General features: G+C 40.5%; 16 protein-coding genes. 6 read left to right on the top strand and 10 right to left on the bottom strand.

Annotated features, from left to right (window positions below; translation table 11 throughout):
• The first annotated feature begins 197 nt into the window (after nucleotides 1–197).
• From F1E73_RS14720 to galK, 3 genes are all read left to right on the top strand, one after another.
• Complete coding sequence (locus F1E73_RS14720) at nucleotides 198–1,175, top strand: M28 family metallopeptidase (RefSeq protein ID WP_150452337.1); 978 nt, start codon at nucleotides 198–200, stop codon at nucleotides 1,173–1,175.
• Between the two features lie 187 nt (nucleotides 1,176–1,362).
• Nucleotides 1,363–2,502, top strand: a complete 1,140-nt coding sequence (locus F1E73_RS14715; RefSeq protein ID WP_150452336.1) for a formylglycine-generating enzyme family protein — start codon at nucleotides 1,363–1,365, stop codon at nucleotides 2,500–2,502.
• 117 nt (nucleotides 2,503–2,619) lie between these two features.
• Entirely contained in the window at nucleotides 2,620–3,756 is a 1,137-nt protein-coding gene (gene galK, locus F1E73_RS14710) for a galactokinase (RefSeq protein ID WP_150452335.1), read from the top strand.
• A 506-nt stretch (nucleotides 3,757–4,262) separates the two neighbouring features.
• Here galK and F1E73_RS14705 read toward each other — a convergent pair.
• From F1E73_RS14705 to trxA, 3 genes are all read right to left on the bottom strand, one after another.
• The gene (locus F1E73_RS14705; RefSeq protein ID WP_150452334.1) at nucleotides 4,263–4,553 is read right to left on the bottom strand and encodes a chaperone modulator CbpM; all 291 of its coding nucleotides are present in this window, start codon (nucleotides 4,551–4,553) and stop codon (nucleotides 4,263–4,265) included.
• Nucleotides 4,554–4,563: 10 nt separating this feature from the next.
• A complete protein-coding gene (locus F1E73_RS14700) occupies nucleotides 4,564–5,457 on the bottom strand; it encodes a DnaJ C-terminal domain-containing protein (RefSeq protein ID WP_150452333.1) in 894 nt (297 codons plus the stop codon).
• Between the two features lie 107 nt (nucleotides 5,458–5,564).
• A complete protein-coding gene (gene trxA, locus F1E73_RS14695) occupies nucleotides 5,565–5,864 on the bottom strand; it encodes a thioredoxin (RefSeq protein WP_150452332.1) in 300 nt (99 codons plus the stop codon).
• Between the two features lie 159 nt (nucleotides 5,865–6,023).
• Between trxA and F1E73_RS14690 the strand changes: the two genes are divergently transcribed.
• Both F1E73_RS14690 and trxB read left to right on the top strand, forming a co-directional pair.
• The gene (locus F1E73_RS14690) at nucleotides 6,024–6,887 is read left to right on the top strand and encodes a universal stress protein (RefSeq protein WP_086478024.1); all 864 of its coding nucleotides are present in this window, start codon (nucleotides 6,024–6,026) and stop codon (nucleotides 6,885–6,887) included.
• 184 nt (nucleotides 6,888–7,071) lie between these two features.
• On the top strand, nucleotides 7,072–8,043 hold the full coding sequence (trxB, locus tag F1E73_RS14685; RefSeq protein WP_086478033.1) for a thioredoxin-disulfide reductase: 972 nt from the start codon (nucleotides 7,072–7,074) through the stop codon (nucleotides 8,041–8,043).
• A gap of 247 nt (nucleotides 8,044–8,290) precedes the next feature.
• Here trxB and F1E73_RS14680 read toward each other — a convergent pair whose 3' ends face one another.
• The 7 genes from F1E73_RS14680 to F1E73_RS14650 form a co-directional block, all read right to left on the bottom strand.
• Nucleotides 8,291–8,737: a hypothetical protein gene (locus F1E73_RS14680; RefSeq protein ID WP_086478025.1), complete on the bottom strand. Its 447-nt coding sequence runs from the start codon at nucleotides 8,735–8,737 to the stop codon at nucleotides 8,291–8,293.
• A 124-nt stretch (nucleotides 8,738–8,861) separates the two neighbouring features.
• Entirely contained in the window at nucleotides 8,862–9,920 is a 1,059-nt protein-coding gene (locus tag F1E73_RS14675; protein WP_150452331.1) for a PLP-dependent aminotransferase family protein, read from the bottom strand.
• Complete coding sequence (locus tag F1E73_RS14670) at nucleotides 9,917–10,930, bottom strand: dipeptide epimerase (RefSeq protein WP_150452330.1); 1,014 nt, start codon at nucleotides 10,928–10,930, stop codon at nucleotides 9,917–9,919. The genes F1E73_RS14675 and F1E73_RS14670 overlap by 4 nt, the downstream gene beginning before the upstream one ends.
• Before the next feature lie 118 nt (nucleotides 10,931–11,048).
• Nucleotides 11,049–11,768: a head GIN domain-containing protein gene (locus F1E73_RS14665; protein WP_150452329.1), complete on the bottom strand. Its 720-nt coding sequence runs from the start codon at nucleotides 11,766–11,768 to the stop codon at nucleotides 11,049–11,051.
• Nucleotides 11,769–11,913: 145 nt separating this feature from the next.
• The gene (locus tag F1E73_RS14660; protein WP_150452328.1) at nucleotides 11,914–13,656 is read right to left on the bottom strand and encodes a PspC domain-containing protein; all 1,743 of its coding nucleotides are present in this window, start codon (nucleotides 13,654–13,656) and stop codon (nucleotides 11,914–11,916) included.
• A 2-nt stretch (nucleotides 13,657–13,658) separates the two neighbouring features.
• Nucleotides 13,659–13,994: a PadR family transcriptional regulator gene (locus tag F1E73_RS14655; protein ID WP_086478030.1), complete on the bottom strand. Its 336-nt coding sequence runs from the start codon at nucleotides 13,992–13,994 to the stop codon at nucleotides 13,659–13,661.
• 117 nt (nucleotides 13,995–14,111) lie between these two features.
• Nucleotides 14,112–14,594, bottom strand: a complete 483-nt coding sequence (locus F1E73_RS14650) for a DUF4870 domain-containing protein (RefSeq protein ID WP_150452327.1) — start codon at nucleotides 14,592–14,594, stop codon at nucleotides 14,112–14,114.
• A 135-nt stretch (nucleotides 14,595–14,729) separates the two neighbouring features.
• On the opposite strand from F1E73_RS14650, the gene F1E73_RS14645 reads away from it, so the two are divergent.
• Complete coding sequence (locus F1E73_RS14645; RefSeq protein ID WP_150452326.1) at nucleotides 14,730–15,185, top strand: DUF4442 domain-containing protein; 456 nt, start codon at nucleotides 14,730–14,732, stop codon at nucleotides 15,183–15,185.
• Nucleotides 15,186–15,799: the final 614 nt, after the last annotated feature.

Here is a 15,799-nt window from a genome sequence, read left to right as displayed (position 1 = left end):
GAGTCAATTTGTAAATGTACCAATGTACCAATGAGTTAATTTGGAGATTTGGAAATGAACTATTGATTCAAAATCTCACTACTCACTACTTACTTTAGCGTTAGTCCAGCTGCCAACTGATCTAATAAAACCGATTCGCTTTTCTTTTCAAAAAGGGAAATAATGCTAATTTTACCTACTTAATTAATTTAAAGGTTATGGTTAAGGATATTTATAGGAAAGGGTTATGGTTCACCTTGTTGTTTGTTGGTTTATGGGTGAATGCTTCCTGGGCACAGGAAGAAATTACGGAAAAAGAACTTAAGGAACATATTGTTTTCTTGACCTCCGATAGTCATAAGGGCCGTTATCCAGGGGGAAAGATTAATAGAAAAATAGTCTCCTATATAATCAAAGACTTTAAAAAATCGGGTATTCCACCTTTTAGCCGATCTTATAAACAACCTTTCAGGGCCAAACTTCGCGTGAAAAAGGGAGAAAAACCCAAAAAGGAGGTGAAAACTTGGAATGTAATTGGCTTCATTGAAGGGAGTGATCCGCAGTTAAAAAATGAATATATAGTTCTAGGGGCCCATTACGACCATTTGGGAAAAGGTGGAGGACCATCTTCCAAATCCGATAAGATTGCCATTCACTATGGGGCAGATGACAATGCCAGTGGAACTGCTTCCTTAATGGAGATTGGTGAAAAATTAATGGCCAACAGGGAAGCCTTAAAACGATCTATTTTATTAGTGGCTTTTGGCGCCGAAGAGCAGGGACTATTGGGGAGTAGGTATTTTGTAGAAAATTCAGTAGTACCCCGTTCTCAAATTAAATTGATGATCAATATGGATATGGTGGGCAGGTTAAATAGCGAGAACCATGTTTATATGGGAGGTGCAGGTACCTTTCCTGGTGGCGTTGAATTGATGAAGGAATTAGGACCTCCATTAGGCTTATTCCCCATTGTACATGCCGGATCGGTTGGAGGATCCGATCACGTTTCGTTTTATGAAAAAAACATCTCTGTACTGGGTATCCACACGGGGGGGCACCCACAATACCATACTCCTGAAGATACGGTAGAACACATTAATTTTGAAGGTCAGAAAATGGTTTCCCAATATATTTACCAGGCTATTATGAAGGTGGCCGGAAGTGATTACGAAATGGAATTCATTTATCAAGACTAGGAGTCCTTTTTTGATGAACTCCTTTACATAAGGGGTACTTACAAATAGGTTAAAGTAGCAGAGAGACCATTGTATGATTCAAGGAAGGGGCCTAAAACTTCTCAAAGTTTTAGCGATAATCGCGGGAATTATCCATTATTACTACTAGTTTTAAACTCAAATCGAATTTTCGAATAAAAATCGCAGAATGCAGTATATAAAATCAATCGGTGTTTTTTTGATTATGACACTCCTAATCCAGTGCAAGGAAAACAACCAACAAAATTCCAAGGCGTCGGACACTGAGGTGGAATTTGCAAATAACCCTACTGAAGAAGCGTCAATTGATTTGTTGGTAGAACAGCCAGAAGGGGTTAAAACACCTAAGGGGATGGTATGGATTCCTGGTGGGGAATTTACCCAAGGAGCAGTACCTCACGATGAAATTGCCATGCATCATGAAAAGCCTGCTCACAAGGTTAGGCTCAATGGATTCTTTATGGATGTTACTGAGGTTACCAATGCCGAGTTTGCGAAATTTGTGGAGGAAACCGGGTATGTAACCCTTGCCGAAAGAGCTATAGATTGGGAAGAAATGAAGAAACAGGTGCCAGCAGGAACTCCTAAGCCACACGATTCTATATTACAGCCAGGCGCACTTACATTTAAAAAGACGGAGACCTCCGTACCCAACCTCTATGATTTCTCACAATGGTGGCATTGGACAATTGGGGCTAATTGGAGGCAACCCAATGGTCCCGGTAGTTCCATAGTAGGAAAGGAACAACATCCGGTGGTGCAAGTAGCCTATGAGGATGCGCTTGCCTATTGCGAATGGGCTGGGAGACGACTGCCTACAGAAGCAGAGTGGGAACGGGCAGCACGAGGCAAAAAGGAAGGGAATATTTATCCATGGGGTGATGACCATACCGTACTTTCACAAATGGCCAATACTTGGGAGGGGGAATTTCCGGTAACGAATACGATGGCCGACGGTTTTGAAGAAAGGGCCCGAGTAAAATCGTATCCCCCCAACGATTTTGGTTTGTACGACATGGCCGGTAACGTATGGGAGTGGACCAGCGATTGGTATAACACCAATTATTATAAGGAGGTTGCCGCTAAAAATATGGTTTTGGTAAATCCCACTGGTGCTAAAACCCCTTACAATCAAAATATGCCAAATGCGAGGGAAAAGGTTATGAAAGGCGGATCTTTCCTATGCAATGCCTCTTATTGCGCCAGCTACAGGGTGTCTTCCAGAATGGCTTCCAGTATGGATTCTGCCTTAGAGCACCTTGGCTTTAGAACCGTTGCAACCGTAGAAATGCTTGCTGCTGAGGAGTAGCTAGGGTGGCATTCTGAAAAGGGTACCCACTGCTCACGGCCCTAGATAGCACAGTAAATGTATAGGACACATTTATTAGTGGTTTTTTGTTACTTTTAAGGGCTAATAGATACGCTAATGTTGAATTTGGAGAATTTTAAACCCGAGTTAATTGTAGAGTCCCCAGGGAGAATAAACCTCATAGGAGAGCATACAGATTATAATTTCGGTTACGTATTGCCCACGGCAATTGATCAACGAATTACCTTTAAACTTAGGAAAAACAATTCCCCAGCCCAATGCAATATTTATAGCCTAGGGTACAATACTGGCTTTACGCTAAGCCTGAAGGAGATTGCTAGGAGCGAGATAGAATGGGAGAATTACTTGCTGGGTGTTTTAAACGAAATACTGAAAAGGTCAGATAAATTAGGGGGATTCGATTGTATCATAGAAAGCAAGCTACCTATTGGCTCTGGTTTAAGCTCTTCGGCAGCCTTAGAATGTGGACTGGCATTTGGGTTAAACAAACTATTTAATCTTGGTCTTAGCAATTTGGAAATGGTGCAGCTGTCTCAAATTGCGGAACATACTTTTGTAGGCACCCAATGTGGTATAATGGACCAATTTGCCTCGGTAATGAGCAAAGAAGATCATGTGCTGCTCTTAGATTGTAGGTCTTTGGAATACACGTCTATTCCAATTGCCATGGCTCCCTATAAACTCATTATGCTGAATACTAAGGTATCCCATAATTTAGCTTCCAGTGAGTACAATACCCGGAAAAAGGAATGTGAGGAAGGGGTGCGGATCATTCAACAAAAATACCCCGAGGTAGAGTCGCTAAGGGATGCTACCCATACTATGTTAGAGCAATCAGCTATGCAGATGTCACAGACCATATTTAATAGGTGCTCTTTTGTCATTAGTGAAAATGAACGGGTATTGTCTACCGCCAAGGCGCTTAAGGAGAACAATTGGGAATTGGTAGGTAAATATTTATACGAGGCCCATACCGGAATTAGTGAGCTGTATGAGGTTAGTTGTCCAGAATCTGATTTTTTGGTGGATTTCTCTAAAAATTACGAAGCGGTTTTAGGGGCACGGCAAGTGGGAGGCGGATTTGGCGGATGTGTGTTGCATATTATCCATGAGGATGCTGCTGAAACCTATAGTAAAGAGGCAGCTAAGGTATATAAAAAAGATTTTGGGATAGATCTGGAACCATTTGAAGTACGTCCAAGCGCGGGAACTTATATTTCTTATGAACTATAAGTTGAATTCGGAATAAGATAGGGGAGCAATTTGTAAATGTATCAATGGAGCAATGTACCGATGTACTGATGAGTTAATTTGAATATTTGTCAATCTGGAAATGCCGTAACTAGGGAAGATTCATGCTTTGGTAACACCAATTTCTAATTAATCTTTTACCTGATGAAAGATCAAATTATTTTTAAATAATATATACAGCTCCAATAACGGGATGCCAGTTAAAAGTTGCCAAACTCAAAATCTAACTAATCACTTTGTACATAACACTAGCATAATGGCAATGTAAGGATTTTTAAAAATTGAACTTCCCTGATTAGCTTTGACCGTTTTAATTAATAATTTGATCATTGTTTACTGCCTACTGCGCACTGAATACCGCCAACTACTACCACCAACTTACACCACTCACTGCCCGTCCCAGCTGCTATTTCCCCTCTAGAATTTAGTTCAAATAGATAATATGCCATTCTTGGTCCGGCCGCATTGGCATTTCATTCCCATAAGACCTATTCATAACGGCTAAGCTTGTTGTGCAAGGCAGTTATTTCGTTTTGCATGTCCTGTATACGGTCTAATAACTCGGTGACCACTCCAAGTCCCTGTACGTTAATTTCGAGATCTAGATGGAGTCGCACTATCTTCTCTGCCTTGGGTAATTGATTAAGCGGTAGATACTGTAGGTTTTCTTGAAATACCATATCTATGAGGCCCATATCATAAAGTTGTATTACAAATTCCGATGCAATATTATGGGAAGTGCAAAAGTCTTCTATAGCGATATACTCTTCTTGTTTCATAGGATTTGTTTTATTTTCTTAGCTCTGCTAGCTCCTTAAAAAGTGCTTTCTCTTTCTCGGTTAAATTGGTAGGGGTAATTAAATTGTAGGTGACATACAAATCGCCATAGACCCCTTCTTTCTTATAAACGGGGAAGCCTTTCCCTTTAAGCTTTACCGTGGTTCCATTTTTGGTTTCTGGTTTCACTTTTAATTTCACTTGCCCGTCAAAGGTGTCTACCGTAATTTCACCTCCAAGCAGTGAAGTGTAGAGGTCTAGATCTACCGTAGAATAAAGGTGATTGCCATCGCGCTTAAAACGGGTGTTGTTATCTATGGAAAAGGTGATATAAAGATCCCCATTTGGTCCCCCTTGATGGCCGGGTCCTCCATGCCCGCTAATTTTTATGGTCTGTCCATTTTCAATTCCGGCCGGAACAGTAATCCGTATGTTTTTGTTGTTAACGGTAAGGGTTTGCTTGTGGGTTTTATATACATCGCGCAGCTGTAGTTTTAATTCAGCATTGTAATCTTGCCCCCTAAATCGGGTTCTTCTAGAACTTTGAAAGCCTCCCGCACCGCCAAACATGGACTCGAAGAAATCGGAGAAATCGCTTCCCTCAAATTGTTGAGAGTAAGCCTGCCTTCCCTGTCCGGATGAAGCGCGACCAGCCCTTTGTGCTTTTTCAAACTCCTCGGCATGCTGCCAATCCTTCCCGTATTTATCGTACTTTTTTCGCTTTTCAGGATCGCCCAACACCTCATTGGCCTCATTAATTTCTTTAAATTTCAACTCGGCTTCCTTGTCGTTGGGATTGATGTCTGGGTGGTATTTCCGGGCCATCTTCCGGTACGCTTTCTTAATCTGACTCTGGTCCGCATTCTTATCCAGGCCCAGAATTTTATAGTAATCAATAAACTTCACCTGTATGCTGTTTTATTAATGGTTAGTATTTTTAAACTGTTTCCATAGGGAGCATAGTGTTAGTCCATCCTACCCTCTATACTTCTTTCTGTGAGGCTGACTGTAGATTAGGTATTAGTGCGAATGATATTCACAATTTCATCCTTCTGTAAAACGCCGGATCCTCGCCAGAGTTGTTTTCCATTTTTAAATAGGAGTATGGTGGGAACGCCACGTACTTGATATTTGCTTGCCAAAGCGGCGTTGTTATCCACATCTATCTTAATTATTTTGACCGTATCGCCCATTTCTTTCTTTACCGATTCTAAGATGGGCGACAACGTTTTACAGGGGCCGCACCAAGTGGCAAAAAAATCGATTAACACAGGGGTGTCCGAATTTAAAATTTCGTTGAAACTACTTTTCATTTTCTAAGGTTGTTTTATAAGCGTTGCTCAATTTTTGAATAATATACTATAGAAATCAACTTTCTTAGCTGATATACATCATGCTAAATGCCAGTTAATTTGCTTAAATTTAAGGTAATTTATTAAATCCATTTATCGCTATCACTTAAAATATAAACTATGAAACGAGTTCTGATACCCACCGATTTTTCCGATAACTCTTATGGCGCCATTGCCTATGCGGTACAAATGTTGGCCAAGGAGGAATGTACCTTTCATCTATTACATACCTATACTCCTGCAATATACCAGTCCGAATACCTATTGCACAGCCCAGGACAAGTGGGTTTGGGGGATATTTATAGGGTAGACTCCGAAGAGGGTCTAAATAAAGTAAGGCAACGTGTACTGGATGAATTTACCAATCCAAAGCACCGTTTTGAGATTCATAGTGCCTTTAGTATTCTAATGGATGCTATGGATGAACTGGTAGAGGAAGAAAAGATCGATTTAATAATTATGGGAACCCAAGGGGCAACGGGTGCTAAGGAGATATTTTTGGGGAGTAATACGGTACATGCCATAAAAAGAGCAAAGGGGCCTATTTTAGCCATCCCGTTTAATTATAAGTATGAAACACCTAAAAAAATACTTTTTCCAACGGATTATGAGATAGAATATAGGGAATCCTTGTTGAAGGAGTTGCTGTTTGTAGCATCCATACATGGGGCAACCATAGATGTGATGCATATCTCCACCAATCTGGAATTGAGTCCTGCCCAAGAAGCCAATAAATCCATATTGGCGAATTTACTTAGTGAAGTTAAACATCGTTTCCATGAAGTGCCAGATCAGCGTATTGTGGAAGCAATCAATAGTAACCAGACTAAATTTAATACCAATTTTTTGGTGATGGTTAAGAACAAACATACGTTTTTGGAGAATCTATTTTTAAAGCCTGTGATAAACCAAATTGGATTTCACACTACCATTCCATTTTTAGTATTGCCCCACCATCTATTAAAAGTAGAGGCCAAGGTTTAGTAATTTCTAGGGTTTAAAATTGTTAATGGGACATTCTGCAAGCCAAATGGTTAATAAAACCTAAGTTGAAAGATTCACTATAAATTTGGTAACTTGCCTTATAATAACTTTTTATAACTTTTGAGTTGAGGTTTTTGGTTAAAAAGCTACATTTGTTATATAATAAGTAATGAAGATATTGAAAATGGCAGAAAAAGTAGAGCGATTAAAAACGTTAATTATTGGTTCGGGACCTGCTGGCTATACAGCAGCAATATATGCGGCTAGAGCCGATTTAAAGCCCGTAGTTTATACTGGTATGGAACCTGGCGGACAGTTGACCACCACAACGGAGGTAGACAACTTTCCTGGCTATCCGGATGGGGTAGACGGACCCACCATGATGATCCATTTGCAGAAGCAAGCCGAAAGGTTTGGCACCGAAGTACGCATGGGAATGGTAACAGCGGTGGACTTTAGTGATGAAGTTGGAGGGATCCACAAGGTAACTATTGACGACGATAAGGAGATAGAGGCAGAAACGGTTATCATTTCTACTGGTGCAACTGCAAAGTATCTGGGAATACCCAGTGAGCAGAAGCTTCGTGGAGGAGGGGTATCTGCTTGTGCCGTTTGTGATGGATTCTTTTACAAGGGACAGGAAGTAGCCATCGTTGGAGCAGGGGATACCGCTGCGGAAGAGGCTTCTTATTTGGCCAATATCTGTAGCAAGGTTACCATGTTGGTAAGAAAGGATCATATGCGAGCGTCCAAAGCAATGCAGCACAGGGTAAATAACCTAAGTAATATAGAGGTCCGTTACAATACGGAAGTAGATGAGGTATTGGGAGACCAAGTTGTGGAAGGTTTACGTATGGTAAACAACCTTACTGGTGAAAAAGAGGAGATTGCTATTACTGGTCTATTTATTGCCATAGGACATAAGCCAAATACAGATATCTTTAAAGGTCAGTTGGAGATGGACGAGACCGGGTATATTATTACCCATGGTAAATCTACCAAGACTAGTAAGCCAGGTGTTTTTGCTAGTGGAGACGTTCAGGATAAGGAGTACAGACAGGCCGTTACCGCGGCAGGAACTGGATGTATGGCAGCCTTGGATGCAGAACGTTATTTGGCTACTATAGAATCTCCAGAAGAAGTTTCAACCCAATAACCTATAGCTTACATTTCCCCAACTATTATTTTCAAGGGAAGTATATAAAGGTTTAAACAATAAGAAGGCCCGAAGGTGTGTACCATCGGGCTTTTTAATTTCTAGGTCATTCACTATGCGCAGCTGCTTAAGTGGAAAGGATATTGGAAATATCTGCCTGCAACCTCAAGAATTCACCACCTAATTAACGCCCCTACCTAAGTTAGGGTAAATGAGTTTTACAGTGCTGTTTATTCTTGGAAGTGGCTTAATCAAGACGTTTATAATTCTCGGAATTTATTCTATTTCCCTCTTCATCCGTAAAAATTTGACTGTAGGTATCACCATCTAGGACGAGTTCCATATGCCACTCCATGTTTTCATTTGCAATTTTACGCATGGAGGCGGACATATACTCCAGTTTTTCGGTAAGTGTACTGTCTGTGGCGGTATACGAGCCGTACCCAAACCACTCAATGGAATCTGTGGGCACATATCTGGTCCACATTACCTTTCCATTGTAGTACATTTTAATTTGCCGATAACCTTCTGTGGCAGGGAGGGTACTTACTACCTCGTTTCCGTCGTAGTTGTTAAAACTAACTAATTCCCAAGTGCCTTCAAGAGTATTATGATTTTGTTGTTCTGTTGATGTAAGGTTAGTACCTGCTACTAATATTAACATCAAAAAAACCAATCCTAGTAATTTTTTCATAGTCGTGCTGGTTTTAGGGGTAATACATTAAGTTAAATGATTACAAAAAAGTTACGAAATAAAAAGGACATGGTCAATTAAATTGTTAAAAAACATGGAATAACACAGGATTCCAAGTGGGAAATTAGAAATATGAATTTAATACCTCTGTAAGATAATGTATATCTGTTTTTGTATGGTGAGCACTTAGCACAATTCTGCTGATTTCTGCTGCGTCTTCATCGGGGTATTTAAAACTGGTCACTATTATTTTATGGTGCTCTAGGTGCTGGGTTAGAGCAGTGTCTACAAAGCTAAAGGCAGGATGACCATCCATCCACTTAAAATGATCGGGAAGTTCCACATTATCCCTAAAAAGAGCGATATTGACTTTAAGGACTTCCCTCTTTTTGGAGAAAATTGCAGTTCCTCTTACCAAGGAGGCTATGGCAGCAGGGGCAGCCGGACTTGCGCCACCAAAGAAGGCGGTATCCGTTAATTGCGATATGCGCTTTGTAGATCCAAAAATGGCTCCTGCCTGTATTCCAAATCCTTTTCCCAGTGAACAACAGACAATTAACTCTTTCGGGTTTAATTTTTGCAGAATTTTAAAAACCCCACTCCCATTGTCTCCAACAATACCAATCCCGTGCGAATCATCTACTACCAAGATAATCTCTTCTAGGGGCAACTTCTTTAGGCCAATAAAATCGGGGAAGTTATAACCAGAAAAATCAATGGCATCCAAAAAAACCACAGGGGTAATATCTTTATTGGTTTCTAGGTGGTCCCTGATGGCGATATCTAGGGCGGTGAAGGAAATAAAGGGCTTTAGGCGCACCCCATGCTGCAATACATAAAGGGCAGAATGGGTGTTGGGGGCATAAAATAATTTATGCTCCTTAATATCCAAGGCTTGCCTTACCAGTTGTCCTGCCAGATATCCAGAAGATACCGTAGTTCCACTTTCACTGCCTACCCATTGGGTAAGTAAGGTCTCTGCTTCCTCATATATAGAAAGCTTTAAATTCGCTTTTCTTGAGGCTCCGTAGTTGGTCCCGTATTGTAATATATTGGAAATATAAAGCTGTTGAAATGCCTCGTCTGTCTGTAGGCCCAGATAGGAGGTTCCTCCAAAATATAAATAAGGTTCCCCGTTTAATTCTAATTCCCTGCCTGGAAAATGATCTACAATATAACTCATTGGCGTACCGTTATTCCGCTTCCACCTAAACTTGGGAAGATTACCTTACCATGCTCTCCTATAATCACACCATCGGCAATATCCTCTTTTAATAACATCGCTCCATCCATATCCACATAATCCAATTGTGGAATTAACTGGGCAATGGCCGAGATTCCGACCGTAGATTCTGTCATACATCCCACCATAACCTTTAACCCCATGGCTTTGGCTTTGGCAATCATGCGTCTGGCCGGTGTTAATCCGCCACACTTGGTTAGTTTTATGTTGATACCGGTAAAATGGTCGCCACATTTCTCCACATCGCTTTCTACAATACAGCTTTCATCGGCAATAGTAGGAAGTACACTGTGTTGCTTTACCTTTTTCATCCCCTCCCAATCTTCTGCTTTTAAGGGTTGCTCTATAAACTCTACTCCTAGTTCCTTTAGTTTTGGAGCGTATTCTATAGTCTGCTCCGCATTCCAAGCGCAATTGGCATCTACCCTAAAAATGGCATCGGTATGTTTACGAAGTTCACGTACTATTTCCACATCCTGATCTGTGCCCAATTTTATTTTATAAATGGGCCATGGTACTTCCTTCATCTTGGCCACCATATGGTCTATGGTTCCCAATCCTATAGTGTAGTTAGTAATGGGGTAGGTGCTATTGTCTGTATTCCAAAGTTGGTATAAGGGTTTTTTCATTAGCTTTCCATAGAGGTCATTGGCGGCAAGGTCTAGAGCACAAGTAGCAAAATGACTAAGATTTTTGGAAGTCAGAAAATCATGAAATGCCTCGGGATTCTTCAATTGGAACTGTTCTATTTCCTTGCTAATTTCAGTAATCTCTGCCTTCATGGTTTCAAAAGTAACCCCGTAATAAGGGTTGGAAGTGGCTTCCCCATAACCTATTTTTCCATCCTGCTCCAAACTAACGATCATGGAATCCTGAAAATCACGGGACTCCCTAGAAATACTAAAAGTATGCTTTAAGGGAAGAATATATTTTTTGATGTTTAATTTCATAACTCACATTTAAAAACGAATATAAAGAAAGAAGTGCTAACTAATAAACTAAGGCCCATTGAAATTACAATGGACCTTAGTTATATGGTGTGATTGGAAGTGCTTAGCTCGGGAAATATTACAATTGATTAACGCTTCCCGAACTGGTTTTCTTGTCTTCTACTTTAGCATTCCCTGTATATTTTATATTGGCTCCGCTGCTTGCTTTCGCAACTAGGGATTCCGTAACATTCACGCTGATGTTGGCGCCACTACTGGCATTAGCCCTACAAAGCGCTGTTATTAGGTTCACGGCTTTTATTTTGGACCCGCTACTAGCGTTGCTATGTAAGGTGTTTGCCTGACCGACAATCTCAATGTTGGCACCACTACTGGAATCGGCGTCTACCGTATCACCACTTAAATCTTCTATTTGTAAATTGGCTCCGCTGCTGGCCTTTAATTCGAGGGTTGCGGCTCTAATAGGGCCAGTTGCAATTAGGTCTGCCCCACTGGAAGAAGCCAAGTAGGTGACCGTAGGTAGACTTACATGAATCTTTTTAGTGGCTCTCCCAATGTTTTCTAGGGTGTGAATCTTCAGGGTCCCATTCTTTAAATCGGTCGCAATTAAATCTAGTACGTTTTCATCGGCTTCTACAATCACCTTCTGCTCGGTTCCCTGGGTAACATAAACGTCCAAGCCTTCAGAAGCGGATACGGCGGTGAAATCTCCCTTGATTATTCGCTGTTCTTCCTGTACAATTCCATTGCCTTTTTTTCCACTCCCTATATTGAAATTACAGGATGAAAATATTAGGGCCAAGATCAATGTTATAGTAATTCTTGCTAGTGTTGTCATGATCGTTGTTTTTTAGACCCAACCACACCTCATTATGAGAGCAATAATTGAATCTGATTAATTAAATATTGGTTGGTTTGACTATATAAAAATATAAATTTCAAGAAAAAAGCAGGTCTTGATGTTACCCAACTGTAGCATAAGCCTACTGAACGGTATCGCTAGAGGTATCTTCTTTGGTTTTGATCTGTACGCCTTTCTTGTCTATCTTCATTTTAAAGGAGTCTTCACCATCCTTAAAATCGATATCCACCCCGTCTTCATTAATTATTATTTTACCGTTTCCATTGGTTTGATTGGCGGATTTGCTGCTTGGGCAATCCTCACAAATCAACTCCCCATTTTCGCCCATGGTCCAACGGTACTCCGTAATTTCGCAGCCGTTTAGGTCTTGGTCGTTGTTGGTTCTCAGCATCCAACAACGCTTGGGGAAATTGGTGAACTTCACTTTTGCACCCAAGGGCAAAGCAAGGTTTACCCTAACTTCCTGATCGCGGAATTTGTTTTCTTTGGCGGTGGTTAGAAAATCATCCAAAAACAGGGTGTTCCCTTGTATTGCATAGTTGTAATTAATTTTTTCCGCGGTCTCCGTTGCATTTTTAAAAGAGCTTCCATTCGCACTTTTTCTAATGTTTAAATATGCCAAGGAATCGTTGGAGGCTTTCACATAAAATCGCAGATCCTCAAAGATTAATACTTCGTCCCCATTTTCGTCGTAATCCAGGACTATACCGTCTATACCTAAATTATTTCCGTTTTCGTGCCAATTGGAGGAATTTAAATTAATCTCGATCTGCTCGTCGCTATTTTGAAAAGGTAGTACCTTTTCTTCAGTTACATTCCCAGTGTAGGCATGCGCTGCCGCCTGCTTTATTCCAAAAACAGTTAAAAGGATCACCGCTATTAGCCAAAGACCCAACAAGCTGAACTTGGCAATTTTACCTATGGACTTTAGGTTGTTCACCAAAATTTTTAATCCTAGGTACATTAGAAAGAAGAATGGAATGGCAATAGCAAAAAATGCTAAAAGGGAAGCCAGCCAAACGGGGGTGTTGGTAGAGTTTATAAGATAGTAGTATTCAATGCCTGGGATATGGATGATGTCTAAGATGCCAACGGTAAAGAATCCAATAAAAAGGGAAACTATCCCTGTGGCCCCGGTGATAATTAGGATTATTCCAATAAATTTACCGATGATCTTAAAAATGAACATAATGATGTCTGCAATAGAATTGAAAAAAGTTTTGCTTCCACTTTTAACGCGATTGCCCACTTTTTCGTAGTCTACATTTTTCACCTTTTCGGCTACGTCATCAAATCCTTCCTTTACTTTTTTTTCGATGGTATTTATGTTGACGGATTCCCCGCTCATATCCAGTTTTTGGGCCGTAGTAACGGCTTCGGGAATAAGGATCCAAAGTAGGGCGTAGATAAAGATAAAGCCTCCCCAACTAAATATGGTCAATAAAATCCACAGCAAGCGTACCCACACCGCATCAATTCCAAAATAATGGCCTAGACCGGCAGAGACACCCCCTATATATTTATTGTCAATGTCTCTGTAAAGTTTCCTTACCCTTTGGCTTTTTTGGGCGCTACGAGGATGGTCGTCAAAGATATCCTCGTCTACCTTGTAATCTTCTGGCTGTCCCATGATGCTAATTACCTCGTCTACCTCTTTTTGGGTAATTACCTGTCTTTCATTTTCCATTTTTTCATGAAACAACTCGGCAATTCTCGCCTCTATATCCGCTATAATCTCTTCGCTGCCACTAGTGTTGGCAAAGGAGCGTTTTATGGCCTCTAAATAGCGTTGTAGCTTCCCATAGGCTTCTTCGTCTATATGGAAGAATAAATTGGCCAGATTTATATTGATTGTCTTGTTCATTTTTAACTGTTTTTTGATTGGGTTACGAGGTTAGTTGCGTTTCTTAGTTCTTCCCAGGTGGTATCTAATTCTTTGAGGAATATTTTTCCTGTATCTGTTAAGGTATAATACTTTCGTGGGGGGCCAGATGGAGATTCCTCCCATCGGTAATTAAGTAGTCCCGCATTTTTGAGTCGGGTTAACAAGGGATAAATGGTACCTTCCACCACTAGCATTTTAGCGTCTTTTAAGGTACTCAGGATTTCGGAAGTATATTTATCCTGTCCATCTAAAATAGAGAGGATGCAATATTCCAAAACGCCTTTCCGCATTTGTGCTTTTGTGTTTTCAACATTCATAGTTGCATGATTATAATAATTTAACTGTTCGTTTTTCCCGCTTATTTAGATTGGCGGATGATTGATTGGATTGATGAATAAACTCCTGTTTAAGTGTGATGAGCACTTCTGAATTATTTATTTTATAAAGTTGATGGTTAATGGATATTTAAAATCTATTCCTTCACTAGTCCGTATGATGGCCAATAGGGTATAGACAATATTTACAATGAATAGGCCAAGCTGCGCAACGCCCGCAATTCCCAATCCCCATAGAAGGCTACCAAACTTGGAGTAATTTAAGTCCGTGCTAAAATTGATGCCGTTAAACTCATTAAGAGTATGGAGATTAAATATGCCGTGGTGAAATATCTGAGGTAAAAAGAATAGGACAAAGGGTATGGTTAAGATGGCAATTACCAAAGAGTAGAGTAGCAAGCTTATTTGAAAGTTTAGGGCTTGCTTGCCATTTTGATCAATAAACGGGTGATTATTCTTGTTGGCCGTCCAAAGTATCAATGGTAAAATAAAATTCCCAAAGGGTATAAAGTACTTAGAGAAGGTAGTGGCATGGATGATTGCCGATAAATTCTTGTGATGTTTGTTAAGGCTCGTGGTCATGGCATGATAGTTTCTTATGCAAATATATGGCTAAAAGAAGGTACTATGCAAAGCAAAGTACTATAAATTAACGTAAGTTTAACGATTGGCGATTCAGCAATTTTGCATATTTTAGCAATACTTAAAGACGTACCAATGGCCTCTGAGACTACTAAAATAAATATGTTTTGCTTTTTTAAACTGCCTGCAGCCTGGTGGACGGGAGTACGTTTAAGGTATATGGATGAACAGAAGGCGGTAGTCACTGTTAGGCATCGTTGGATTAATCAAAATCCGTTTAGATCCATGTTTTGGGCGGTACAGGGGATGGCTGCAGAATTGGCTACGGGGGCAATGGTAATGGGCCAGATTAAAAAGAGCGGAAAAAAAATATCCATGCTGGTGGCCAGTAATAATGCAACTTTCACCAAGAAAGCAACGGGGAAGATTACATTTACCTGTGAGGATGGGGATTTAATTAAAGAGGCTATAAAAAATACTTTGGCCACAGGGGAAGGGCAGACTGTTTGGATGAAATCTGTAGGCGTCAATGAGGAGGGGGTAGAAGTAGCTACTTTTAATTTTGAATGGACCCTAAAAGTGAAGGGGTAGGGGTGTGGGCTTTTCTTTCAGCTATTCTCGACACTCGGCCCCGTTTACTAGCTTGCGCGAGCGGTGGCTAGTGCTCATACCGTTGTTACCAAGGGTTCTAAGGAACTGATAGACCGTGGTTTCAATATTCTTAATTTTCAAAAAGGCCTCCCTTGTTCTAAGGGGGCGTTAGACTATCATTCCGTCCGCATATTTTAGAGTGCGTTTAAAGCAAAATTTCGTAGACTCCTGTTAGCTGGGTCAGATTGTGAGTGTTAGTGCTTTGTCTAGTCTGCAGACCGCTAAAAAAGAATCAGAGAGATTAATGATGCTGCTACTACTTTTGGCTATTTTTTATTGACAATGTCATTGCATTCTTTTGCATCTACCATTTCCCCGGACTGTTTATAACAGTACGGCACTTTTTGGCGTTTACCAGCCCGGTCGTAGAAATCTTTAGTCATGTTGGTCCTAAAACCAAACTCTTTATCCAGAATTTCGCCAGACTTGCTAAGGAATGTTCGTTTTCCCTGTTTGCTAATTAAAGCATATCCATTAATATAGAAGCTGCTATTTAACCCGCATTATTCACCAAGAGTTTTTTCTTCAAGGAATTTGAGGATAAATTTTGCATT

The sequence above is a fragment of the Arenibacter lacus genome, assembly GCF_008711145.1.
GTDB classification, from domain to species: Bacteria; Bacteroidota; Bacteroidia; order Flavobacteriales; family Flavobacteriaceae; genus Arenibacter; species Arenibacter amylolyticus.
This window is presented reverse-complemented; position numbering and strand designations above follow the sequence as displayed.

What these genes read in the sequence shown, in the direction of transcription:
- trxB (WP_086478033.1), top strand. Translation starts at nt 7,072, where the DNA reads ATGGCAGAAAAAGTAGAGCGATTAAAAACGTTAATTATTGGTTCGGGA.
- F1E73_RS14720 (WP_150452337.1), top strand. Translation starts at nt 198, where the DNA reads ATGGTTAAGGATATTTATAGGAAAGGGTTATGGTTCACCTTGTTGTTT.
- F1E73_RS14675 (WP_150452331.1), bottom strand. Translation starts at nt 9,920, where the DNA reads ATGAGTTATATTGTAGATCATTTTCCAGGCAGGGAATTAGAATTAAAC.
- F1E73_RS14645 (WP_150452326.1), top strand. Translation starts at nt 14,730, where the DNA reads ATGGCCTCTGAGACTACTAAAATAAATATGTTTTGCTTTTTTAAACTG.
- galK (WP_150452335.1), top strand. Translation starts at nt 2,620, where the DNA reads ATGTTGAATTTGGAGAATTTTAAACCCGAGTTAATTGTAGAGTCCCCA.
- F1E73_RS14705 (WP_150452334.1), bottom strand. Translation starts at nt 4,553, where the DNA reads ATGAAACAAGAAGAGTATATCGCTATAGAAGACTTTTGCACTTCCCAT.
- F1E73_RS14680 (WP_086478025.1), bottom strand. Translation starts at nt 8,737, where the DNA reads ATGAAAAAATTACTAGGATTGGTTTTTTTGATGTTAATATTAGTAGCA.
- F1E73_RS14665 (WP_150452329.1), bottom strand. Translation starts at nt 11,768, where the DNA reads ATGACAACACTAGCAAGAATTACTATAACATTGATCTTGGCCCTAATA.
- F1E73_RS14650 (WP_150452327.1), bottom strand. Translation starts at nt 14,594, where the DNA reads ATGACCACGAGCCTTAACAAACATCACAAGAATTTATCGGCAATCATC.
- F1E73_RS14690 (WP_086478024.1), top strand. Translation starts at nt 6,024, where the DNA reads ATGAAACGAGTTCTGATACCCACCGATTTTTCCGATAACTCTTATGGC.
- F1E73_RS14655 (WP_086478030.1), bottom strand. Translation starts at nt 13,994, where the DNA reads ATGAATGTTGAAAACACAAAAGCACAAATGCGGAAAGGCGTTTTGGAA.
- F1E73_RS14670 (WP_150452330.1), bottom strand. Translation starts at nt 10,930, where the DNA reads ATGAAATTAAACATCAAAAAATATATTCTTCCCTTAAAGCATACTTTT.
- F1E73_RS14660 (WP_150452328.1), bottom strand. Translation starts at nt 13,656, where the DNA reads ATGAACAAGACAATCAATATAAATCTGGCCAATTTATTCTTCCATATA.
- trxA (WP_150452332.1), bottom strand. Translation starts at nt 5,864, where the DNA reads ATGAAAAGTAGTTTCAACGAAATTTTAAATTCGGACACCCCTGTGTTA.
- F1E73_RS14715 (WP_150452336.1), top strand. Translation starts at nt 1,363, where the DNA reads ATGCAGTATATAAAATCAATCGGTGTTTTTTTGATTATGACACTCCTA.